The sequence below is a fragment of the Enterococcus quebecensis genome (genome assembly GCF_001730365.1).
GTDB lineage: Bacteria > Bacillota > Bacilli > Lactobacillales > Enterococcaceae > Enterococcus_L > Enterococcus_L quebecensis.
The window spans coordinates 186805-208677 of the sequence record NZ_MIKB01000014.1 but is presented as its reverse complement, the minus strand read 5'-3'; the positions used below and the strand labels follow the sequence as shown (position 1 = coordinate 208677).

General features: G+C 36.5%; 21 protein-coding genes and 1 other annotated feature. Of the genes, 15 read left to right on the top strand and 6 right to left on the bottom strand.

The annotated features are described in order from the left end of the window. Positions 1-32: 32 nt before the first annotated feature. From BCR23_RS08945 to BCR23_RS08920, 6 genes are all read right to left on the bottom strand, one after another. Positions 33-1280, bottom strand: a complete 1248-nt coding sequence (locus tag BCR23_RS08945; protein WP_069635149.1) for a glutamate-5-semialdehyde dehydrogenase — start codon at positions 1278-1280, stop codon at positions 33-35. After that, positions 1277-2089 carry a glutamate 5-kinase gene (gene proB, locus BCR23_RS08940; RefSeq protein ID WP_069635148.1) on the bottom strand — a complete coding sequence of 271 codons (813 nt, stop codon included), beginning with the start codon at positions 2087-2089 and terminating at the stop codon, positions 1277-1279. The genes BCR23_RS08945 and proB overlap by 4 nt, the downstream gene beginning before the upstream one ends. Before the next feature lie 106 nt (positions 2090-2195). Beyond that, positions 2196-3434: a DUF1015 domain-containing protein gene (locus tag BCR23_RS08935; RefSeq protein ID WP_069635147.1), complete on the bottom strand. Its 1239-nt coding sequence runs from the start codon at positions 3432-3434 to the stop codon at positions 2196-2198. Further along, positions 3434-4621, bottom strand: coding sequence for a phosphoglycerate dehydrogenase (locus BCR23_RS08930; protein WP_069635146.1), 1188 nt, complete (start codon positions 4619-4621; stop codon positions 3434-3436). Before BCR23_RS08930 ends, BCR23_RS08935 begins: the two co-directional genes overlap by 1 nt. Beyond that, the gene (serC, locus tag BCR23_RS08925) at positions 4622-5713 is read right to left on the bottom strand and encodes a 3-phosphoserine/phosphohydroxythreonine transaminase (RefSeq protein ID WP_069635145.1); all 1092 of its coding nucleotides are present in this window, start codon (positions 5711-5713) and stop codon (positions 4622-4624) included. A 692-nt stretch (positions 5714-6405) separates the two neighbouring features. Further along, positions 6406-6594: a bacteriocin gene (locus BCR23_RS08920; RefSeq protein ID WP_069635144.1), complete on the bottom strand. Its 189-nt coding sequence runs from the start codon at positions 6592-6594 to the stop codon at positions 6406-6408. 89 nt (positions 6595-6683) lie between these two features. Between BCR23_RS08920 and BCR23_RS08915 the strand changes: the two genes are divergently transcribed. From BCR23_RS08915 to BCR23_RS08845, 15 genes are all read left to right on the top strand, one after another. Beyond that, positions 6684-8837, top strand: coding sequence for a peptide cleavage/export ABC transporter (locus BCR23_RS08915; RefSeq protein WP_069635143.1), 2154 nt, complete (start codon positions 6684-6686; stop codon positions 8835-8837). Between the two features lie 261 nt (positions 8838-9098). Beyond that, the gene (locus BCR23_RS08910) at positions 9099-10484 is read left to right on the top strand and encodes a hypothetical protein (protein ID WP_069635142.1); all 1386 of its coding nucleotides are present in this window, start codon (positions 9099-9101) and stop codon (positions 10482-10484) included. Positions 10485-10595: 111 nt separating this feature from the next. After that, positions 10596-11075 (top strand): dCTP deaminase/dUTPase family protein, encoded by a 480-nt coding sequence (locus BCR23_RS08905; RefSeq protein WP_069635141.1) that lies wholly within the window; start codon positions 10596-10598, stop codon positions 11073-11075. Positions 11076-11175: 100 nt separating this feature from the next. After that, the gene (gene radA, locus BCR23_RS08900) at positions 11176-12546 is read left to right on the top strand and encodes a DNA repair protein RadA (RefSeq protein ID WP_069635140.1); all 1371 of its coding nucleotides are present in this window, start codon (positions 11176-11178) and stop codon (positions 12544-12546) included. 89 nt (positions 12547-12635) lie between these two features. Beyond that, complete coding sequence (locus tag BCR23_RS08895) at positions 12636-13778, top strand: PIN/TRAM domain-containing protein (protein ID WP_069635139.1); 1143 nt, start codon at positions 12636-12638, stop codon at positions 13776-13778. Continuing rightward, on the top strand, positions 13738-14490 hold the full coding sequence (gene ispD / locus BCR23_RS08890) for a 2-C-methyl-D-erythritol 4-phosphate cytidylyltransferase (protein WP_338030592.1): 753 nt from the start codon (positions 13738-13740) through the stop codon (positions 14488-14490). Before BCR23_RS08895 ends, ispD begins: the two co-directional genes overlap by 41 nt. A 10-nt stretch (positions 14491-14500) precedes the next feature. Further along, on the top strand, positions 14501-14974 hold the full coding sequence (gene ispF / locus BCR23_RS08885; RefSeq protein WP_069635137.1) for a 2-C-methyl-D-erythritol 2,4-cyclodiphosphate synthase: 474 nt from the start codon (positions 14501-14503) through the stop codon (positions 14972-14974). Positions 14975-14989: 15 nt separating this feature from the next. Continuing rightward, on the top strand, positions 14990-16447 hold the full coding sequence (gene gltX / locus BCR23_RS08880) for a glutamate--tRNA ligase (RefSeq protein ID WP_069635136.1): 1458 nt from the start codon (positions 14990-14992) through the stop codon (positions 16445-16447). A gap of 1 nt (position 16448) precedes the next feature. Continuing rightward, positions 16449-16649, top strand: a binding site (T-box leader). Between the two features lie 57 nt (positions 16650-16706). Continuing rightward, entirely contained in the window at positions 16707-17255 is a 549-nt protein-coding gene (epsC, locus tag BCR23_RS08875) for a serine O-acetyltransferase EpsC (protein WP_069635135.1), read from the top strand. Next, positions 17239-18651 (top strand): cysteine--tRNA ligase, encoded by a 1413-nt coding sequence (cysS, locus tag BCR23_RS08870; protein ID WP_069635134.1) that lies wholly within the window; start codon positions 17239-17241, stop codon positions 18649-18651. The genes epsC and cysS overlap by 17 nt, the downstream gene beginning before the upstream one ends. Further along, the gene (locus BCR23_RS08865; protein WP_069635133.1) at positions 18648-19046 is read left to right on the top strand and encodes a Mini-ribonuclease 3; all 399 of its coding nucleotides are present in this window, start codon (positions 18648-18650) and stop codon (positions 19044-19046) included. The genes cysS and BCR23_RS08865 overlap by 4 nt, the downstream gene beginning before the upstream one ends. Then, positions 19036-19875 carry a 23S rRNA (guanosine(2251)-2'-O)-methyltransferase RlmB gene (gene rlmB, locus BCR23_RS08860; RefSeq protein ID WP_069635132.1) on the top strand — a complete coding sequence of 280 codons (840 nt, stop codon included), beginning with the start codon at positions 19036-19038 and terminating at the stop codon, positions 19873-19875. Before BCR23_RS08865 ends, rlmB begins: the two co-directional genes overlap by 11 nt. Positions 19876-20036: 161 nt before the next feature. Further along, entirely contained in the window at positions 20037-20567 is a 531-nt protein-coding gene (locus tag BCR23_RS08855; protein ID WP_069635131.1) for an NYN domain-containing protein, read from the top strand. A 93-nt stretch (positions 20568-20660) separates the two neighbouring features. Then, positions 20661-21221, top strand: coding sequence for a sigma-70 family RNA polymerase sigma factor (locus tag BCR23_RS08850; RefSeq protein ID WP_069635130.1), 561 nt, complete (start codon positions 20661-20663; stop codon positions 21219-21221). Positions 21222-21354: 133 nt separating this feature from the next. Continuing rightward, complete coding sequence (locus BCR23_RS08845) at positions 21355-21600, top strand: Veg family protein (RefSeq protein ID WP_069635129.1); 246 nt, start codon at positions 21355-21357, stop codon at positions 21598-21600. The last annotated feature ends 273 nt before the right edge of the window (positions 21601-21873 follow it).

Here is a 21873-nt window from a genome sequence, read left to right as displayed (position 1 = left end):
TTAAAAGTATACCTGCTTTTTCTAAGTATATTCTATTTTCGATACTGTCCATCACCATAAACAATATATTTCGTAGAAGTTAGTTCTTCTAATCCCATCGGACCTCTAGCATGTAATTTCTGCGTACTAATGCCAATTTCTGCGCCAAAGCCAAAAACAAAACCATCCGTAAAGCGTGTAGAAGCATTAGCATAAACAGCGGCTGCATCAACTTGTTGTAAAAATTGTTGTGTAGCAAAATAATTATCACTGATGATACTTTCAGAATGTTTAGTGTTGTACTGATTAATATGCTGAATCGCTTCATCTAAAGAATCAACTACTTTAACCGCTAGAATATAGTCATTGAATTCTGTTGCCCAGTCTTCTTCTGTTGCTGGGATCGATTGTTCAAAAATCGCTAGTGCTCGTTCATCTGCACGTAATTCTACATTATATTCATTCAGTGCTTTTTCAATTACAGGTAGGAAATTCGCTGCTACATCTTTGTGGATCAATAATGTTTCTGCTGAATTACAAACAGAAGGACGTTGGCATTTTGCGTTTACAATGATATTTGTGGCCATCTCTAATTGGGCATCTTTGTCGATATACACGTGACAATTGCCAGTTCCTGTTTCGATCACTGGAACGGTTGCGGTGGTTAAGACTGTTTTGATCAAGTTTGCACCGCCACGAGGGATTAAAACATCTAGATAGTCATTTAATTTCATCAACTCTTGAGCGGTTTCCCGAGAGGTATCATTAACAAATTGGATGGCAAAAGGAGAAGCATCTTTTTGCTCTAATGCCTGTTGTAAAATGCTTACTAACACTTGATTCGAATGAAAAGCTTCTTTTCCACCTCGTAAAATTACAGCATTTCCAGTTTTAAAGCATAGACTTGCCGCATCCGTTGTTACATTTGGACGAGATTCATAGATAATGCCGATTACACCAAGCGGTACTCGTTGTTTGCCGATCGTTAGACCGTCTTCGTTTTTCCACATTTTATCCACTTCGCCGATAGGGTCAGGTAAAGTCGCTACTTGACGGATACCATCTGCCATATCTTTGATACGTTCATCAGTTAGTCGCAAACGATCTAGCATGGTTTCTGTGATGCCATTTTCTTTTGCTGTGGCTAAATCTTTTTCATTTTCAGTTAAGATTTTTACTGTGTTTTTTTCTAGTTCATCCGCCATATGCAACAATAAATCATTTTTTGTTTTTGTGTCCATCAAACCTAGTTTGTAGGCTGTCTCTTTGGCTTGTTTGCCTAAACGAATTAAGTCAGTCATTGAACTTTCTCCTTTCGATTGAATAAAGTACCAATCATTTCACCATCTAAAATATCAAAAATAATTTTAGGATTCTGACCATTTGCTAAAATCATGGCACCATTATGTTCTAGAACTCGATCGGCTGCTTTTAGTTTACTGTACATACCGCCAGTTCCAAAACGGCTGCCTTTTCCGCCAGCTAATTGTAAAAGTTCATCATTGATCTCATTTATTTCAGAAAAAAGTGTTGCATCTTTATTTGTATTTGGATTATCAGAGAAGAAACCATCGATATCAGATAACATGATTAAAGCATCTGCCTGAATCAGTTGGGCAACGATTGCCGATAGTTGATCGTTATCACCAAATTTAGTTAAGTGATCTAATTCATCAATAGCTACCGTGTCGTTTTCATTGACGATAGGAATGATCCCCATTTGCAGTAATTGTTCCATCGTATTGGTTACATTTTTGCGGCTTTCTGGATATTCAATCACGTCTCTAGTCAATAGTAATTGAGCGATTTGCTGACTGTAAGTTAAAAAGCGTTGGTTATAGATATTCATCAACTCCGCTTGTCCAACTGCAGCAACTGCTTGTTGTTCTGGAATGGTCGAGGGACGCTTACTCATATTTAACTTATTTAAGCCAACACCAATCGCACCAGAAGAAACTAAAATAATTTCTTTACCTTGGTTGCTTAGATCAGTCAAGGTAAATGCCAATTGGTCGATGGCGCTTAAATTGATATTTCCATTTGGATAAATCAAAGTACTTGTTCCTACTTTGATGACGATTCTTTTTGCTTCTTTTAATTGGTTTCGCATGGTTGACCTCGTTTCTGTCTAGCAGTGTATTTGCAAGAAAGCTTGGACAAAAATTCTGCTTTTGTCCAAGCTTAGAGTTTTATTCTTCTATTTTACAGCTTTCTGCTTAATTTGTCTCTAAATCGTGCACAAATAATCCACTTAATAATTTAGGTTCGAACCAAGTTGATTTTGGCGGCATGATTTTACCTGCATCCGCAACGTTTAGTAAGTCATCCATGGTAGTTGGATAAACAGCAAAAGCCACTGACCATTGTCCGCTGTCGACTAACTGTTCTAACTCTTTCATCCCGCGAATCCCACCGACAAAATCGATGCGTTTATCTGTGCGCACATCTTGAATATCAAAAATGTCAGCAAACACATGATTTTGAAGCAAAGAAACATCTAATCCATCCACTGGATCAGTAGAAAAAATTGTTTCTTTAGCAGTTAAAGCAAACCACTGACCGTCTAAATACATACCAAAGGTTTTTGATTCAGTCGGTTTTCCTGAAGTTGTTTTTACCACAGTGAAGTTTTTTTCTAAACGTTTAAAGAAATCTGCTTCAATTGGTACATTCAAGACGCGATTATAATCTAAAATTTCCAATTCTTCTTTTGGAAAAATGACAGATAGGAAGTAATTGAACTCATCTGTGTCACTTGAGTTCATTCGGGCTGTTTTTTTCTTTTGTCCTACTTTTACAGCTGACTCTGTTCTGTGATGACCATCTGCAATGTATAAAGCTGGCACATCTTGAGCAAAAACTGTGACTAGTTCTTCGATTACTTCTGGCGTATCTACAAGCCAAACACGATGTGTCACTTCGTGGAAACTAGTGAAATCATAAGCTGGATCATGTGATTTTTTCCAGTTATCCATTAATGTTTGGATCTGTTTGTTTCTTCGATAAGTGAGAAAAATCGGGCTAGTATTCGCATCGCAAGCTTCAATATGTCGAATGCGATCTACTTCTTTTTCTGGGCGGGTAAACTCATGTTTTTTTATTTTACCTTCAGTATAATCAGTAATTGATGTACAAGTCACAAGACCTGTTTGTGCCCGACCATTCATTGTTAATTCATAAAGGTATAAGAGTGGTTGAGAATCTTGGATCAACCATTTTTTTTGTAAAAATTCCTTTAAATTACTAGTAGCTTTTTCATATACTTTATCGTCATATGATGAAAGATTTTCTGGTAAATCGATCTCTGATTTATCAATATGCAGGTAGGAATAGGGATTGTTTTCCCCAAGATCCCGTGCTTCTTGAGAATTAAGCACATCATAAGGTAATGTAGCAATTTTTTCGCTAAATTCAGCATTTGGTCGAATACCTTTAAATGGATGGATTGTAACCATTAATAACTCACCGCCTCAGTATTTTTGATCGTCCGTACACGGATAATATTTTCGGCTGCTTGAATTTTTTCAGCAGCGGCATGGATTTTTGCTTCGTCTGTTTCAGAAATATCAACGATTGTATAGGCATAATCATCACTACTGCGGTTGATCATCGTATCAATGTTGATCTCTAAATTTGCGATTCCTGTTGAGATTTGTCCTAACATATTCGGAACGTTTCTATGGACGATAGTGAAACGGAATGGCGAGTTGAAGGACATTTCAACGGTTGGAAAATTAACAGAGCGTTTGATGTTACCTGTTTCTAGGAATTTTTTCAGCGTGCGTGCAGCCATTTTTGCACAATTGATTTCAGCTTCTTCTGTTGATGCACCTAGGTGAGGAAGAACTAAGATTTTTTCGTTGTGTAATAGTCGTTCGTCAGCAAAATCAGTAACAAAATTGCTGATTTCACCTTGCGTAATTGCTTCAATGACGGCAGTAGTTTCCACTAATTCACCACGAGCAAAGTTTAATAAGACGGCATTCTTTTTCATTTGAGCTAATTGCTCTTTGCCAATCAAATGATGGGTATTCTCAGATAGAGGAACGTGAACGGTAATAAAATCACAGGTTTTCAAGACTTCTTCCATGCTTTGCGCTCGTTTAACACGACGTGAAATACTCCAAGCGGTGTCAACAGAAACAAAAGGATCAAATCCTGTAACTTCCATACCTAAACGATAGGCGTCATTAGCAACCATAGCGCCGATTGCCCCTAGACCGATTACCCCTAATTTTTTACCCTCCAGTTCAGTACCAGCAAATTGTTTTTTCTGTGCTTCCGCTTGTTCCTCTGCATCTGTCCCTGTTAGTGTCTGAACCCAGTTTGAGCCTTTTAAGATCGGACGAACAGATAAAAGTAAACAAGCAATGACAAGTTCTTTTACAGCGTTGGCGTTAGCACCTGGTGTATTAAAAACAACGATTCCATCTTCGGTGCATTGTTTAACAGGAACATTATTCGTTCCCGCTCCAGCACGTGCTACAGCTAAAACAGAAGCAGGAAAATCATAGTCATGGAGTTTTTCACTACGTAAGATGATGCCAGCAGGTGATTCCGTTTGATTGATTGTAAAGTTATCTTCATTAAAACGGGCTAAACCAATTGGCGCAATTGCGTTGAATGTTTTAATATCATACATCTATTTTTTTCCTCCATTTTCTGCTTCAAATTTTTTCATTAAGTTAACTAGAGCTTCAACACCAGTTTTAGGAAAAGCGTTGTATAAACTTGCACGCATGCCGCCTACAGAACGATGTCCTTTTAAGTTTTCAAAACCTTCTGCTAGAGCTTCCTGATTGAATTTTTTATCTAGCTCATCGTTTCCAGTGATGAAAGGAATATTGTTGATAGAGCGGTCTTTTTTATTTACAGGTGATGAAAATAGGTCAGATGCATCAATTTCATCGTATAAAATCGCTGCTTTTTCTTTATTTTGTTTTTCCATTTGACCAAGGCCCCCTTGTTCTTTGATCCATTCAAAGACAAGTTTAGCCATGTAAATACCGTAGGTTGGCGGTGTGTTATACATTGATCCGTTTTTGGCATGGATATCATAGTCCAACATGGCGCTAAGAACGTCTACTTGGCCGATCAAATCGTTACGAACGATAACAACTGTTAAACCAGCAGGCCCAATATTTTTTTGTGCACCCGCATAGATCAAACCAAAATCAGCGACATTGTAGTCAATGGATAAGATATTGGACGACATATCAGCCACAATCGGTACATCACCTGTATCCGGCAGGTCATAAATTGTTGTTCCTTCGATCGTATTGTTGGTCGTAATATGGACATAGGCTGCATCTTGTGGAATGTCTTCTTTATTGATATCAGGAATATAAGTGAAGTTTTTGTCTTCACTTGAAGCAATTACTTCCACGTCAACATTGCTAAGCTTTTTTGCTTCACTGATGGCTTTCTTTGCCCATGAACCAGTGTTGACGTACAAAGCTTTTTTATTTTGTGCTAAATTCAAAGGAACCATGGTAAATTGCATACTAGCGCCTCCTTGTAAAAAGAGCACTTTATAATTATCAGGAATATTCATCAATTCTCTGAGTAAGGTTTCAGCATTTTCAATAATCGTTTCAAAAAGGGAGGAACGATGACTCAACTCCATCACGGACATGCCGCTGTTCTCGTAATTCACCAATTCGGATTGTGCTTTTTCCAATACACTTTTAGGTAAAACGGCGGGACCAGCTGAAAAATTGTAAACAGTTTTCATACATCTATCTCTCCTTTGATATTCTCTTTCATCTACTAGGATTATTGTATAGTAAATGTGAAAACAATTATAACAGAAAGATTAGATTAAAAAAAGATTAAAAGTAAGTTTCGTAAAATTTTTCACAGTTTTTTTCATGAGGTCTCTTGTAAACTTGTTTGGACAAGTGTGAAAGCGATTTTTGTTGCTGTTTCCCATTATAATATGTCATGAAGAAACATCAACTAAAATGTTCTTCTACTGTAAATTTTAAAATGTGGACTCATTAATAATTCAGAACTGTACCAAAAAATAATTGGGAATGAAAATCTTGATAGGGGGCTTGGAGAGTAAGTATTGGTAACAATTGAAAGTGTAGAGCTCTTGTTGATGGTTGACTAATTATTGCCAACAAAGGTTGGAAAAGTGGTTTGTACTTCATTTTTGTCAAAATATTTGATTGTACAAAAATAAGGCTGGTACAGAATGGATTACTTCTGTATCAGCCGTTTATTCAGATTCTAAGTGACCATGGGAACTGGTAGAGTATGTCCTAATCAGATCTCATTCTTTAAATAATCATGAAACATCAGTCGATGTTCCAAATAGCTATGTTTTAGCAATAAAACAATATAAAAAATGGTATCTCTAGAAATATTATACTTTCATAATAAGAAAGCATAGGTACTTTTCTTAGATTAGTGTGATTTTATCTAGAGTTTTCCAACGTTTTGCGGCCATTTGACCCAGTTATCAACACCTGTACGATCTGGGTGTTTGATTGTAGGGAATTTTCCGCCAATCGGTCCAATCACAATAGGATTAATAACAACCTTATTAGCTCCACCAATAACTTTCTTCATTTCTTTTTCATTCAACTCTTTAGAAAAATTTAAATCCAACTTGATAACCTACTTTAATTACTTTATATTAAATATACTAGACTATTTATTCGTAGTCAATATAATGATTAGAGGTTTTATCGATTTGAATGGCTATTAAATTAATGAAACAACAAGATCAGAAAGATTGTGGCGTGGTTTGTTTGGCCATGATTTTAAACTATTATAAAACAGAAATTCCAATAAATAAATTACGCGAACTGTCAGGTACAGACATTGATGGTACTTCAGTTTTCGGATTAAAAACCTGTCTGAAAAAGCTTAACTTTGATTGTAAGGCAGTCGAGGCAGAGTCCGCTATTTGGAAAGAAAAAGAGTTACCTCTCCCATTGGTTGCTCATGTATTAATTGATCAATCTTATTTACATTATGTAGTTGTTTATAAAGTTCAAGGAGATACGTTATTTATTGCTGATCCTGAAAGAGGATTAGTAAAACAATCTATACAAGAGTTTGAACAACAGTGGACGGGTGTTTTATTACTTATGACTCCAAACGAAACATATCAACCTATTACCGAAAAAGTCGGTAATTTGACTTCTTATTTGCCTATATTATTCAAACAGAAAAAAATCATTACGTATATTGTGTTAGCTTCCGCTTTTATCACACTTTTTGGTGTTCTGGGTCCCTACTATTTTCAAGGAATCATTGATTCTTTCATCCCAAGGCGTACGGTATCTACTCTGAATGTCATTTCAATTGGTCTTATTTTTGTCTATTTTTTTCAAGCTTTTTTTGAATATAGTCGAAATTATTTGTTAGTTATTTTGGGGCAAAAAATGAGTATTTCAGTTATGCTAAGTTATTTTAAACATGTATTGAAGCTTCCTTTATCATTTTTCTCAACAAGAAAGTCTGGGGAAATAATCTCTCGTTTCTTAGATGCAAATAAAATTATTGATGCTTTGGCGAGTGTGACGCTTTCTATTTGCTTGGATATTGCTATGGTTGTGATTATTGGCTTGATTTTGTTTCTTCAAAATCGTTTGTTATTTTTAATTTCGCTAGGTACTATTCCTTTTTATTTGCTTGCAATTTTAGCATTTGTGAAAGCATTTGATCGTTCGAACGAAGAAGAAATGGTTGCTGGTTCCGCTTTAAATGCGAGTATTATCGAAAGTATAGAGGGAATAGAAACAATAAAATCCTATAATGGGGAAGACAAAGTTTATGATAAAGTTGATCAACAATTTAAACAATTGATGAAAAAATCTTTTAAACAATCGAATTTGGACAATATTCAACAAGTGATTAAACGCTGTATTCAACTGATTAGTAGTGTTTTGATTTTATGGATTGGCTCGTATTTGGTTATTGGTGGTACAATTAGCCTTGGGCAGTTGATTTCATTTAATGCTTTACTTGTGTTTTTTACAGAACCTTTGCAAAATATCATTAATTTGCAAGTGAAAATGCAGACAGCACAAGTGGCAAGTCGACGGTTAAATGAAATTTTTTATATTGATGAGGAACAACAGAAATCTGATTCCTACAAAATAGTCGATCCCATTATTTTCAAAGAAGGTATTTGGATTAAGAACGTTTCTTTTTCTTATGGAATGAAAATGCCTGTCCTGCAAAATATATCAGTATCTATTAAAGCTGGATCTAAAGTTGCACTTGTCGGTATTAGTGGTTCAGGTAAGTCAACTCTTGCAAAATTATTAGTTCACTTTCATTCTCCTTCTGAAGGAGACATTTTCTATCAAAAAACGAATATGAAAGAGATTGATCGTTATTTTTTGAGAGATCATGTGACGTATGTTCCGCAAGAATCTTTCTTTTTTCATGGAACTATTATGGAAAATTTGGTTTTTGGGTTAACTGACCTGCCTTCATTTGAACGTATTGTTGAAGTTTGTGAGATGGTTCAACTAATGGATTATGTTAATCAACAACCATTGAATTTTGACACTTTAATTGAAGAAGGAGGCACAAATTTATCTGGTGGTCAGAAACAACGAATTGCTTTAGCTAGAGCCCTTTTAAAAGATGCTGAAATCTTGATATTGGATGAAGCAACGAGTGGGATGGATACATTATTAGAGCATGCAATTGTGCAAAATTTAAAGCAATTACCTAACAAAACTATTTTGTTCATTGCTCATCGTTTGTCTATTGCTAAAGTCTGTGATCATATTTTTGTTATGCATCAAGGGAATTTAATTGAACAAGGAACACACAAAGAACTTCGATTTAATGCTGGGATGTATCAACAATTGTGGGAAATTGATAGCTAAAAGCTGGACTAAATTATAAGTGGCTGATAAAAGTATACAACTAGTAACTTTTCCGATTGTGATATTCAAAATTCCATTAAGGTCACTGGGTTGAAAACGCCAGTTAAAAGAAAAAATCCATAACTAAAAATTTAGCATAGAGTGTTTGGTTATTAACTGAATGCTCTATGCTAGATTTTTTACGTCGGAAGAATGATTTCACTTTTCTGCTTAACATGATAGACTACCTACATAACAAACCGTCTTAAAGGAGATCAAGCAATGTCCAAATTAAAAGAATTGGCTCGCAATTGCCTGCAAGTTGCGCCGTTTATTTTATCTAATACAATTATCTTTATTCCTTATTTTTTATTTTTGAGTTTAAGTGATGGAACAACAATGGAAAGAATTTTACCTTTTGTTCTTTTTTATACTTTTCGCATGACTGGGATTTTCCTGTTAAAAAGCTTTAAACTAGCATTAACAAGTTTTAATATTTTGATTATCTCCATTTTGATTGGCGGGATAGGCTGTTTGGTTGGAGTGATGGGACAATTTTATTTTCCAGCTTATTTATTTTCTGCTGTTCTACTGGGACTAAGTGCTTCTTGGCTGCCTGCTGCTAACACGACAGTTAATTATCATGAAAAACAGCAAGGATATTTTCCTTTAACAGGTAGAAAGTACCTATTTATTTTACTGATATTAGGTGGAGTTATTGCTTCTTTAACAATGACAAGGGAATTGAGAATCCCTTTAGTTTTAGGTGAATATGTTCTGCTATATGTGGCTGCTTATCATACAGTTACCCATTATCCAGATTATGAAATTGATTTCAATGAAGTGAATCAGAAAGTTGTTTCAGTGAAAGAATTCTTTTTATTTTTGAGTTTTTTTGTATTACTGTTATTTATTCGTTCAGCTCGTTTGTTGTTTAATCCGCAACTTTTAGACATTGGTATTGTGGGATTTTCTGTGCTATTTCTGATAAGTGCGTGGTATTTGAATCGTCAAAGAAAAACATGGAAGCTGCCTTTGTGGTTGAATCTATTACCATTTGCTGTTGGAATGTGTATGAATTTTCTATTACTTTTTGGGACATTTTATGTTTCTCTACGTTTAGGGGCAGATCAATTGGTTCTTAATTTATATCTTCCTTATCTTTTAGGAATTGTTGGTTCAGCTGTGTTTATTAAGTTTTTGTATCGCCTGTTTCCAGAAGTTGATCCTAAAATAGTCCAGCTCAGTGCTTTTATTGTGTCTTTATTCTTCTTGCTATTTCGACCACTTTTTCCAGCGGGGATTTTTTTGCTAAGCTTATGTATCAGTGCTACTGGCAATTTTTTGAATCAACTCTATTATCAAGAGAAATTATTGCCGCAAGATCAGCGAATTATTACTAAATATAGTATACAAACCAAAGGCAGTGTAACCCATCAGCTGTTATTGATGAGTGTACTGTGGCTGCTTGTAGAGCAAGAAAATTTACCAGTTAAAACTGTTTTGCAGATCACGGCTCATCGGACAAATAATCCAGCTGCTATTCAGTTGGTTGAACAGGTTCATATAATCAGTGTGGCTGGTTTGATTTTATTCTTTTCTTTTATTCTACATGAAGTGGTAAAAACGACTAAAAATCAAGTCTATAAAGAAAATGATCTAAAATGATGTGAAAACAATAAAAAAGCACAAGAGAATATTAAAGATAGTATAAAACTAAACTGGGAAGCAGTGGAATATGTTAAAATAGAAATAGTTTACAAGTAGAGGAGATTTTTGATGAAACAACGAGGATTTGAAGTTATAACTGATTATTCAGACCAAGGGATTACAATTCCACAACGTGCTACAAAAGGAGCTGCAGGGTACGATTTTGAAGCGGCTGAAACAGTCGTCGTACCAAGTATTTGGCAATTACAAGCACAAGGAATTGCGCCAAAACCAGTTTTAGTAAAAACAGGGATTAAAGCGTACATGTCTGAAAATGAATATTTAGAATTAGTAAGCCGTTCATCGAACCCATTGAAACGTTTTTTAATGTTAGCTAATGGCGTAGGTGTGATCGACAGTGATTATTACAATAACGAAGGTAATGAAGGACATATCATGTTCCAGTTTTTAAATTTCGGTTATGAAGATATGGTAATCGAAAAAGGGGAACGAATCGGACAAGGAATTTTTAAACCGTTTCTTTTAGCGGATGTTGATAACGTAGAAAATGAACGGACAGGCGGTTTTGGTTCTTCTGGTAAAAACTAAGTGGAATGCGCTGTAAAACAGCTTTTTAAAAGGCTCGTCTTAGTCTAGGATACGTATAGTATGGTAAAATAAAGAATACATTAAAACAAGGGGATAGCATATGGCAAAAAAAGCTAAAGTTCAATTTGAATGTCAAACTTGCGGGTACATTTCCCCAAAATATCTAGGTCGTTGTCCTAATTGCGGACAATGGAATACTATGACCGAAGAAGTGATTCAAGATACATCTGATCGCCGTGCCAGAGTTAGTTTGACTGGTAAAAAAACACAACCGCAACGTCTAGCTGAAGTGGTTCCTAAAAAAGAGCCTAGAGTGAAGACTAAGTTAGTAGAGTTGAATCGTGTGTTAGGTGGTGGGGTGGTTCCAGGCTCATTAGTTTTGATTGGTGGAGATCCAGGGATCGGCAAATCAACGCTGCTTTTACAAGTATCACAACAACTTGCAGAAATCGGCGGAAAAGTACTTTATGTTTCTGGAGAAGAAAGTGCGGAACAAATCAAAATGCGGGCGGAGCGATTAAGTTCGATTGATACTGAATTTTATTTGTACGCTGAAACAGATATGAATGAAATTTCTCGAGCAATCGAAAAATTAGAACCAGATTACGTGATTATCGACTCTATTCAAACGATGACTCAACCAGATGTAACTAGCGTTGCTGGCAGTGTTAGTCAGGTGCGGGAAACAACCGCTGAATTATTGAAGATTGCTAAAACAAATGGTATTGCGATTTTTATTGTTGGTCATGTGACCAAAGAAGGTTCGATTGCTGGACCTAGAATGTTAGAGCATATGGTGGACACGGTGTTGTATTTTGAAGGAGACAAACATCATACCTTTAGAATCTTAAGAGCGGTAAAAAATCGTTTTGGTTCAACTAACGAGATCGGAATTTTTGAAATGAGAGAGCATGGATTGGAAGAAGTTGCAAATCCTTCTCAAGTATTTTTAGAAGAACGGCTAGCTGATGCTACTGGTTCAGCGATTGTGGTAGCGATGGAAGGCACACGCCCGATTTTAGTTGAAGTGCAGGCTTTGGTAACCCCGACAATGTTTGGGAATGCGAAGCGGACAACAACAGGACTGGATTTTAATCGAGTATCCTTGATTATGGCCGTTTTAGAAAAACGTGCCGGATTACTACTGCAAAATCAAGATGCTTATCTAAAAGCCGCCGGCGGCGTGAAAATCAATGAACCAGCAATCGATTTAGCGGTGGCGGTGAGTATTGCTTCTAGTTACAAAGAAAACGGTACAAAACCAACAGAATGTTTTATTGGTGAAATTGGTTTGACCGGTGAGATTCGTCGTGTGAATAGTATTGAGCAACGAGTACGTGAAGCGCAAAAACTAGGTTTTACTAAAATTTATGTACCAAAGAATAATTTAGGCGGTTGGACACCTCCAGAAGGAATCGAGATTGTTGGTGTTGCTACAATCGGAGAGACACTAAGAAAAGTTTTCAAATAAAGGTGAGGGGGAGAGATCATCACAAGATTTAGGACTGATCTCAACCTCTATTCTTTAAATTAAGTATGAGTATATAGGAGGATGAAGCTATGCAAAAACGTGTCATCACACTGCTGATGGTCGTCGTTGGCATAAGTCTAGGTATCTCACTGTTACCGATGGCTTGGGATATGGCGAAACAAGCAGATAATACATGGCTGAACAATAACTTTACTAACAGTTTAATTGGTGCACTTATTTTCTTTATTTTATCTTTAGGGTTAGCAAAGTACATTGTTTCAGGTGTTAAAAAAATAGAAGCAGCATTAAATGAGATGAGTTTGACCTATCTTTTATTTGGGAGTGTAGGTGCGATTATTGGCCTGATTATTGGTGTCATCATCTCTATTCCAATGTATAACTTGAATATCCCATTTGTGAATAGCGTATTGCCAATTTTAGTTATGATTATTTTTGGTTACCTTGGTTTTCGCATGGGTACAACTCGGATTGATGAGTGGCGTAAAATTTTCACTCCAAGGCAAAAGAAAGTTCAGACTGAAAATGACGGAGAAGTTTTAGAACGTAGGGCAGAAGATCATTTTCATAAATATAAAATTTTGGATACAAGTGTAATTATTGATGGTAGAATCTATGACATTGCTAGATCTGGATTTTTAGAAGGAGTCATTTTGATTCCTAATTTTGTATTGTATGAATTGCAATATATTGCTGATTCTGGTGACAGTTTAAAACGTGTACGTGGACGTCGTGGACTGGATATTTTAAATGCACTGCAAAAAGAAGCGGGTATTTCTGTTGAAATGTATGATGGCGATTTTGAAGATATTTCTGAAGTAGACAGCAAATTGATCAAATTAGCTAAGTTGCTAGACGGTGTTGTTGTAACGAATGATTACAATTTAAACAAAGTCTCTGAGTTCCAAAATGTTCCTGTATTGAACATCAATGCTTTGGCAAATGCTGTAAAACCAGTTGTGATTCCAGGAGAAACAATGAATGTTATGGTTGTGAAAGCTGGAACTGAAAGACAACAAGGTGTGGCTTATCTGGATGACGGTACAATGGTTGTAGTTGAAGATGGTCAGCATTATATGAATGAACATATTCAAGTGGTTGTTACTAGCGCCTTGCAGACCGCAGCGGGACGGATGATTTTTGCAAAACCTGCTCACTCTGGACGCGGGATCGATGAGAGTAAAGAAGATCATAAAGCCAATGAGAAAAGCTGAAAATAGAAACAAAGCACTAGATTATGAAGTTATCTTGTTAGCTGCTGGGCAAGGGAGAAGAATGGGAGCCAGCCGTAATAAAATTTTACTTCATCTAGTCGGTAAACCAATTATTTCTTATTCATTAAATATGTTTTTGAACGATCCAGCTTGCAAACACATTGTCTTAGTTACACAAGAAGATGAACAAGGTTTATTAGGGGCTATGGTCAAGAAAGAAACCAAAAGGAAACAGAGTCCTGTAACAATTGTTTCTGGTGGGAGTGAGCGTCAATATAGTGTCTATAATGGATTACAATTTTTATTAAATCCAGAAAACATCGTGATGGTACATGATGGGGCAAGACCATTTGTTACGTTGAAGCAATTGAAATTATTACATCGTAAAGTACAAGAAACCAGAGCAGCTATTTTAGGTGTTCCAGTCAAAGATACGATCAAACGTGTAGTTGATGGAATTGTTCAAGAAACAGTTCCACGTGAAACGTTGTGGCAAATCCAAACGCCTCAAGCCTTTTATGGAGAAGATTTATTAGCAGTTCATAGGTGTGCACAACAAGAAAATTATTTAGGAACAGACGAAGCTTCTCTTATTGAAAAATACAGCAATTTATCTGTATCCATGGTATTAGGAAGTTATGAAAACATTAAACTGACAACACCGGAAGATATGCTGATTGGTGAAGCAATCGTGAAACGAAAAAGAAGTTAGGTGAGGAAATATGATACGAGTTGGGCAAGGATTTGATGTTCATCAATTAGTAAAAGGACGGAAATTGATTATCGGCGGAGTAGAACTTCCGTTTGAAAAAGGCTTATTGGGACATTCTGATGCAGATGTGTTGCTTCATGCGATCACTGATGCAATTTTGGGAGCTGCAGGTCTGGGAGACATCGGTCATTTATTTCCAGATACAGACCCAGCGTTTAAAGATGCGGATTCAATCAAATTATTATATGTGGCAAATCAAAAAATTTTAGCTGACGGCTTTACTATTGGCAACATTGATTGTACAATTCTAGCAGAACAACCAAAAATGAAACCTTACTTAGAACAAATGAAAGAAAACATCGCCAAAGCGTGCCAAATTGAAATGAATCAAATCAATTTGAAAGCAACAACGATGGAAAAAATGGGTTTTATTGGTCAAGAAGAAGGTATGGGAGCGATTGCGGTCGCTTTACTTGAAAAATAGAAAGAGGAATGCACAATGACAAAAGTACGTGTACGTTATGCACCAAGTCCAACTGGACACCTGCACATTGGGAATGCAAGAACAGCTTTATTCAATTACTTATTTGCTCGCCACAACGATGGTGAATTTATTATCCGTATTGAAGATACGGATCAAAAGAGAAACATTGAAGATGGCGAAAAAAGCCAACTAGAAAATCTAGCATGGTTAGGTATGGACTGGGATGAATCTCCTGAAAAACCAGGTGAATATGGACCTTACCGTCAATCAGAACGTGGCGAAATTTATCAACCATTGATCGATCAATTGTTGGTAAGTAACCGTGCGTATAAATGTTATTGTACGGAAGATGAACTAGAAGCGGAAAGAGAAGCACAACGTGCTCGTGGTGAAATGCCTCATTACTCTGGTAAATGTGCAGAATTGACGCCATCTGAACAAGCGGAAAAAGAGGCACAAGGATTTGAGCCAGTAATTCGTTTCCGCGTGCCAAGAAATACTTCTTATACATTTGAAGACATAGTTAAAGGTGAAATCGTTTTTGAATCAGATAACATCGGCGGCGATTTTGTTATTCAAAAACGCGACGGCATGCCGACATATAACTTTGCGGTAGCAGTAGATGACCACATGATGAAAATTACTCACGTATTACGCGGGGATGATCATATTGCGAATACACCAAAACAATTAATGGTTTATGAAGCATTTGGTTGGAAAGCGCCAGAATTCGGACATATGACATTGATCATCAACTCTGAAACAGGTAAAAAATTAAGTAAACGTGATGAATCGATTTTACAATTTATTGAACAATACCGTGAATTAGGTTATTTACCAGAAGCAATGTTCAATTTCACAGCCCTACTAGGTTGGTCACCAGTTGGAGAAGAAGAAATATTCTCGCAAGAAGAATTAATCAAGATTTTTGATCCAGAACGTCTAAGTAAATCACCAGCAGCTTTTGATGGTAAAAAACTAGAATGGGTCAACAACCAATATATGAAACAATTAGACTTAGATGTCTTAACAGATATGTGTCTGCCATATTTAGTAGCAGAAGGTAAAGTTGAAGCTCAACCTAGTGGTGAAAAACTGGAATGGCTGAAAAAAGTAGTCAGCTTATACCAACCTCAAATGAGTTATGCGGCAGAGATCGTTGATGCATCTGAATTGTTTTTCAACGAACACCCTGTCTTAGATGATGCAGCAAAAGAAGTATTAGCTGGAGAAACTGTTCCAACTGTTTTAGCTGCATTTAAAGCACAATTAGAAGCAATGGATGTTGTTGATGTGCCAAGTATTAAAGCAGGGATCAAAGCGGTTCAACAAGAAACGGGTGTTAAAGGAAAGAACTTGTTTATGCCAATTCGTGTGGCTGTTTCAGGACAAGTGCATGGCCCTGAATTAGGCGATACAATCGAACTTTTAGGAAAAGAAAAAGCGTTAGATCATTTAAATAACGTTTTATAATAAAAATATGTAGATAAGAAGAAGTAAAAAAGTATTTGTCTTAAGAGAGACTGTGGATGGTGAAAACAGTTGTCAGGACTTTTTGAAATGCATCTTTGAATAGTTTCAGCGATATGTAGCTGAAAACGGCCAACAACCGTTATCTGTTTTGAGGCAGGGAGACCTGTAAAAAAAAGTGGAACCACGCAGAAGCGTCTTTTAAACGAAGTTATTTTGTTTAAAAGACGCTTATTTTTTATTGAATGAAAGGGGAGGCAATATGGAGTGGTTAAAAAAAGCGGTCATAGCAGTCAAAAAAAATGATCCAGCAGCACGTTCAACACTAGAAGCAGTACTTACATATCCTGGTGTACACGCATTGTTTTGGCATCGTTTTTCGCATTTCCTGTATCGACATCGCTTGTTTTTATTAGCAAAAATACATGCGCAATTCTGGCGCTTTTTAACAGGAATTGAAATCCATCCAGGGGCAAAAATTGCTTCAGGCGTTTTTATCGATCATGGGATGGGCATTGTGATTGGACAAACTGCTGAGATTGAGGAAGATGTAGTTTTATTTCACGGAGTGACTTTAGGCGGAACAGGGAAAGATGTGGGAAAGCGTCATCCAACTGTAAAAAAAGGTGCCATGATTCATGCTCATGCACAAATACTAGGACCAGTAACGATTGGTGAACGAGCAAAAATTGGAGCCTCAGCGGTGGTTTTAACAGATATTCCAGCCGATGCGACAGCAGTAGGAATACCAGCGAAAGTTGCGAGAATTAAAGGAGAAAAAATGGAGGAAGAATATGATTCAAATTTATAATACATTAACAAGAGAAAAAGAAGTTTTTCAACCAATAGAGGAAGGAAAAGTCCGGATGTATGTCTGCGGACCAACTGTCTATAATTATATTCATATTGGTAATTCACGGAGTACAGTCGCCTTTGATACGATCAGACGTTACTTTGAGTATCGTGGTTATGAAGTGAATTTTGTATCAAATTTTACAGATGTCGATGATAAAATTATCCGTGTAGCCAAGGATTTAGGGATAACAGCACCAGAAGTAGCTGAACGATTTATTCATGCTTTTGAAGAAGATACCAACGCTTTAAACGTACTGCCTGCTACCAAACACCCACGTGTAATGGATCATATGCCGGATATTTTAACATTTATTCAAACGTTGATCGACAAAGGATATGCTTATGAGTCTCAAGGAGATGTGTATTATCGAACACGTAAATTTGAAGGTTACGGGAAACTTAGCCACCAGTCCATTGATGAATTGGAGATCGGCGCTAGTCAGCGAACAGGGCTAGAAAAAGAATTAAAAGAAGACCCGTTAGACTTTGCACTATGGAAAGGGGCAAAAGCAGACGAAATTTCTTGGGAATCACCGTGGGGAGTGGGGCGTCCAGGGTGGCATATTGAGTGTTCAGTCATGGCAACCAAACATTTAGGTGATACAATTGATATCCATGGAGGCGGTCAAGATTTAGAATTTCCTCATCATGAGAATGAAATCGCTCAAAGTGAAGCAAAGACTGGAAAGACATTTGCTAATTACTGGATGCACAACGGTTTTGTAACAATTGGTGAAGACGATGAAAAAATGAGCAAATCTTTAGGGAACTTTGTGACTGTTCATGAATTGATTGAGCAGGTTGATCCTCAACTTCTGCGCTTTTTCATGGCAACTACCCAATACCGTCGTCCGATCCGTTACAGTGAAACACTACTAAAAGAAGCGGGCGTTAATTTGCAAAAATTAAGGAATGCTTTTGAGAACCTATCATTTAGACAAAATGATGCTGCAGCAACACTTGAAGAAGATGGTCGTAAATTACAAGAATTAGAAGAATTAGAAATACGTTTCACCACTGAAATGGATGATGATTTCAACGCAGCTAATGGGATTACAATTGTTTACGAACTGGCTAAGTGGCTAAATCAATATAGCGAGCAAGAAAAAGTTTCCGCAATAGTTATTGAAAAAGCGATAGAAAAATTCACGCAATGGTTGAGTATTTTTGGTATTTTCTTCCTATCAGAAGAATTACTAGATGATGCTATTGATCAATTAATCGAAGAGCGCAATCAAGCCCGTGCGAACCGTGATTTTGCCCGCAGTGATGAAATTCGTGATTTACTGAAAGATAAAGGAATAACCTTGGAAGATACAGCGCAAGGAACTAGATGGAGAAGAAGTGAATGAGAGATTATACACAATTAAACGGTTTAGCCTTAGCTTATGTAGGAGATGCGATTTATGAAATCTATATCCGCGACTACCTAGTTGAACAAGGGCAAACCAAACCCAATGTTTTACATCGTATGGCAACACACTACGTTTCAGCTAAAGCACAAGCCTTTTTGATCCAAGAAATGCTAGAAGAAAAGTTACTGACAGAAGACGAAGAACTAATGTATAAACGTGGTCGTAATGCTAAAAGCCACACGTCAGCAAAAAATGCTGATATCACAACGTATCGTGTTGCAACAGGCTTTGAATCGTTGATGGGGTATTTGCATTTAACGAAACAAAATGAACGTTTAGAAGAATTGATCAATTGGTGTATAAAAAAAGTAGGTGAAAAAGATGAGAAATGATAAGAAGCGTCCTTTTAAAGGAAATAAACCTAAGAAAAATCAGCCATTTAAAAAAGAACCAGTAAGAAAAGAACGGGAAGTCTCTCAAGAAGCAATCGAAGATAACTTTGTTTTTGGAAATCATGCCACGGTTGAAGCCATTCAACAAGGTCGTGGGAATAAATTGTTTCTACAAGAAGATAGTAAAAGTGAAAAAGTAGAACAGCTGAAATTACTGGCAAAAGAAAATGCAGTTCCAGTAAAATGGGTACCAAAGCAAAAGCTAGACACAATGACCGATCATGGTGTGCATCAAGGGATCGTATTGGCGATTACAGCTTACGAATATCTTACCTTGGATGAATTGTTGGATCGTACAAAAGAGAAGACAGAGACCCCATTTTTCTTGATTTTGGATAGCATAGAAGATCCCCATAATTTTGGTTCGATATTACGAACAGCTGATGCAACGGGTGTGGATGGCATTATTATTCCCAAACATCGTGCAGTAGGAATCACGCCAGTAGTTACAAAAGCATCAACTGGAGCAGTGGAATACATTCCAGTTGCCCGTGTAACGAATTTAGCCCAAAGTATTGCAACACTGAAAGAAAATAGTTTTTGGGTTTTTGGAACGGATATGAAAGGGACTGATTACCGTCAATGGAATACTCAAGGAGCAATTGCATTGATCATCGGTAATGAAGGTAGAGGCATGAGTCAAGGTCTTCACAAAGAAGTGGATGAATTATTGACAATTCCAATGACTGGTCACGTTCAAAGTTTAAACGCCGGTGTTGCCGCAGGTCTATTGATGTATGAGGCATATAGAGGACGGAATCCGCTCTAAATCCGAGTAAATGGCGAGAAAAAAAGCAAACTGTATAATACTCCGATTACATTACTTCATTCAGTGCTTAAGAGCTGAATGAAGTAATGGTGAATATCTTGTTTTTCGGAGCTAGTCGCTTTTGTTTCGACTACCCATTATAAAGAAGGGGACAAAACAAAATGAAAAAACAATTACTGATTGTTGATGGGTATAATATGATTGGTTCTTGGCCGGAACTGGTTCAGTTAAAGAATCAAAATAAACTTGAAGATGCTAGAGAAGTCTTGCTGCAGCGTTTATCCAACTATGCAAAGTATGAGGACTTAAAAGTGATTGTTGTTTTTGATGCACAGTTAGTCCCGGGAATTCAGCAGACCTATAAAAAATATCTTTTGACTGTTGTGTTTACCAAAGAAGATGAAACAGCTGATAGTTATATCGAACGGATTGCAGGTGAAAAAAATGATCGCTTGACTCAAGTGACAGTAGCAACAAGTGATTTGGCTGAACAATGGCTCGTTTTTTCAAAAGGTGCATTACGTACGTCAGCGAATGAACTATATAAAAGTGTTAAAAAATCAGAACGTACGATTGCAATACATGCCACAGATATCCATTTTCAGGATTTTCGACGAAATTCTCCATGGAATCTAGAACAATTGTCAAAGTTGTCCGACAAATTAGAAGAATTATCCAAAAAGGATGATTAAACGTTTGTTCGCTTCTATTTTTTTCTAAAAAAATGTTACGCTTTTTTTAAGCATTTTGCGTATTAGTGAAATGTTTGAAAGGAGAAGGTTGGTATGAATAAGTATGAAGACATTTTAAAGGGAGATACATTGGCATTTGATTGTTTATATCGGAAATATTATCCAGTCGTATATAAGTTTCAGAAAAAGTATTACTTGAAAGACTTTGATCGCGAAGACTGGATTCAGGAAGGACGAATCATTTTCCATCGATCACTGGAACGCTATGAGGAAGTTCATAATGTTTCTATTGGGAAATTTTTTAAGTCAAATTTTGAAAATCATATTCGCAGTTTAGTCAGAAAACAGTGTGCAATTAAACGTACGATCGATGTACAATCGGTCTCTTTAGATCAAAAAGTAGAGAAACAGGGAGAATCTTTTTTTGATTATATTGGGGCGGAAGAGGCAGATGTATTAGAGCAAATGATCATTAGAGAGAAGTTGGAGCAATTACCAATCGTGTTGTCTCCATTTGAGCGAGTAACGTTTCAGGAATACATGAATGGTAAAGAGTTGGAAGAGATAGCAAAAGATACAGCTAGTCGTGAAATAACAGTTAGAAGTGCTTATGATCGGGCTAAAAAGAAGTTGAAAGCAATAATTTATGATTAAATGAGAACATTGGATTTTTTCACATCAAATAATTATCGGTTTATAAATTATAATTAGTTGCAATTAATTTTCTGCTATGGTAAACTTGTTATTTTTATTATTACGTGGTACAATGGAATTTGAGGTGAATGCAATGCCAACAACTTTAGCGTCAATTAAAAAAGATCTAGAATGTCGTATCGGCAGCCAAATCACATTAGTTGCTCAGACCGGCAGAAAGCGCCAAACTGAACGTAAAGGTATTTTGACAGAAACGTATCCATCTGTCTTCGTTGTAGATTTAGATCCAGATGAAAACTCATTTGAACGAGTTTCTTATAGTTATTCTGATGTGTTGACACGCACAGTAGAGATTGAATTTGTCAGTGAAGCAGTTTAAAGTTTTAAAAGTAGAGTCAAAGCGATATCGCTTTGACTCTACTTTTTTATTGTTATCTGTAAGGTTAAATTGTTTAAAAACAGTCTTCCGGAATGTGTGAGATAGCTAAGATACAGCGTTTGTGGGATACATACTAGTTGCAAGTACAAAAATTAGATGCAAGTAGACTTTTAGAAAATGCTACTGGGACTTAAAAAACGGTGAATAAACAGTTTATCAATACTTTTTTACATCTAAGATGTGTATGTGACTTCGAATTTTAACTATTTTTTA

Bases quoted from the DNA above. Each gene is read 5' to 3' on its own strand.
- BCR23_RS08945 (WP_069635149.1), bottom strand. From the start codon at position 1,280: ATGACTGACTTAATTCGTTTAGGCAAACAAGCCAAAGAGACAGCCTAC.
- proB (WP_069635148.1), bottom strand. From the start codon at position 2,089: ATGCGAAACCAATTAAAAGAAGCAAAAAGAATCGTCATCAAAGTAGGA.
- BCR23_RS08935 (WP_069635147.1), bottom strand. From the start codon at position 3,434: ATGGTTACAATCCATCCATTTAAAGGTATTCGACCAAATGCTGAATTT.
- BCR23_RS08930 (WP_069635146.1), bottom strand. From the start codon at position 4,621: ATGTATGATATTAAAACATTCAACGCAATTGCGCCAATTGGTTTAGCC.
- serC (WP_069635145.1), bottom strand. From the start codon at position 5,713: ATGAAAACTGTTTACAATTTTTCAGCTGGTCCCGCCGTTTTACCTAAA.
- BCR23_RS08915 (WP_069635143.1), top strand. From the start codon at position 6,684: ATGGCTATTAAATTAATGAAACAACAAGATCAGAAAGATTGTGGCGTG.
- BCR23_RS08910 (WP_069635142.1), top strand. From the start codon at position 9,099: ATGTCCAAATTAAAAGAATTGGCTCGCAATTGCCTGCAAGTTGCGCCG.
- BCR23_RS08905 (WP_069635141.1), top strand. From the start codon at position 10,596: ATGAAACAACGAGGATTTGAAGTTATAACTGATTATTCAGACCAAGGG.
- radA (WP_069635140.1), top strand. From the start codon at position 11,176: ATGGCAAAAAAAGCTAAAGTTCAATTTGAATGTCAAACTTGCGGGTAC.
- BCR23_RS08895 (WP_069635139.1), top strand. From the start codon at position 12,636: ATGCAAAAACGTGTCATCACACTGCTGATGGTCGTCGTTGGCATAAGT.
- ispD (WP_338030592.1), top strand. From the start codon at position 13,738: ATGAGAGTAAAGAAGATCATAAAGCCAATGAGAAAAGCTGAAAATAGA.
- ispF (WP_069635137.1), top strand. From the start codon at position 14,501: ATGATACGAGTTGGGCAAGGATTTGATGTTCATCAATTAGTAAAAGGA.
- gltX (WP_069635136.1), top strand. From the start codon at position 14,990: ATGACAAAAGTACGTGTACGTTATGCACCAAGTCCAACTGGACACCTG.
- epsC (WP_069635135.1), top strand. From the start codon at position 16,707: ATGGAGTGGTTAAAAAAAGCGGTCATAGCAGTCAAAAAAAATGATCCA.
- cysS (WP_069635134.1), top strand. From the start codon at position 17,239: ATGATTCAAATTTATAATACATTAACAAGAGAAAAAGAAGTTTTTCAA.
- BCR23_RS08865 (WP_069635133.1), top strand. From the start codon at position 18,648: ATGAGAGATTATACACAATTAAACGGTTTAGCCTTAGCTTATGTAGGA.
- rlmB (WP_069635132.1), top strand. From the start codon at position 19,036: ATGAGAAATGATAAGAAGCGTCCTTTTAAAGGAAATAAACCTAAGAAA.
- BCR23_RS08855 (WP_069635131.1), top strand. From the start codon at position 20,037: ATGAAAAAACAATTACTGATTGTTGATGGGTATAATATGATTGGTTCT.
- BCR23_RS08850 (WP_069635130.1), top strand. From the start codon at position 20,661: ATGAATAAGTATGAAGACATTTTAAAGGGAGATACATTGGCATTTGAT.
- BCR23_RS08845 (WP_069635129.1), top strand. From the start codon at position 21,355: ATGCCAACAACTTTAGCGTCAATTAAAAAAGATCTAGAATGTCGTATC.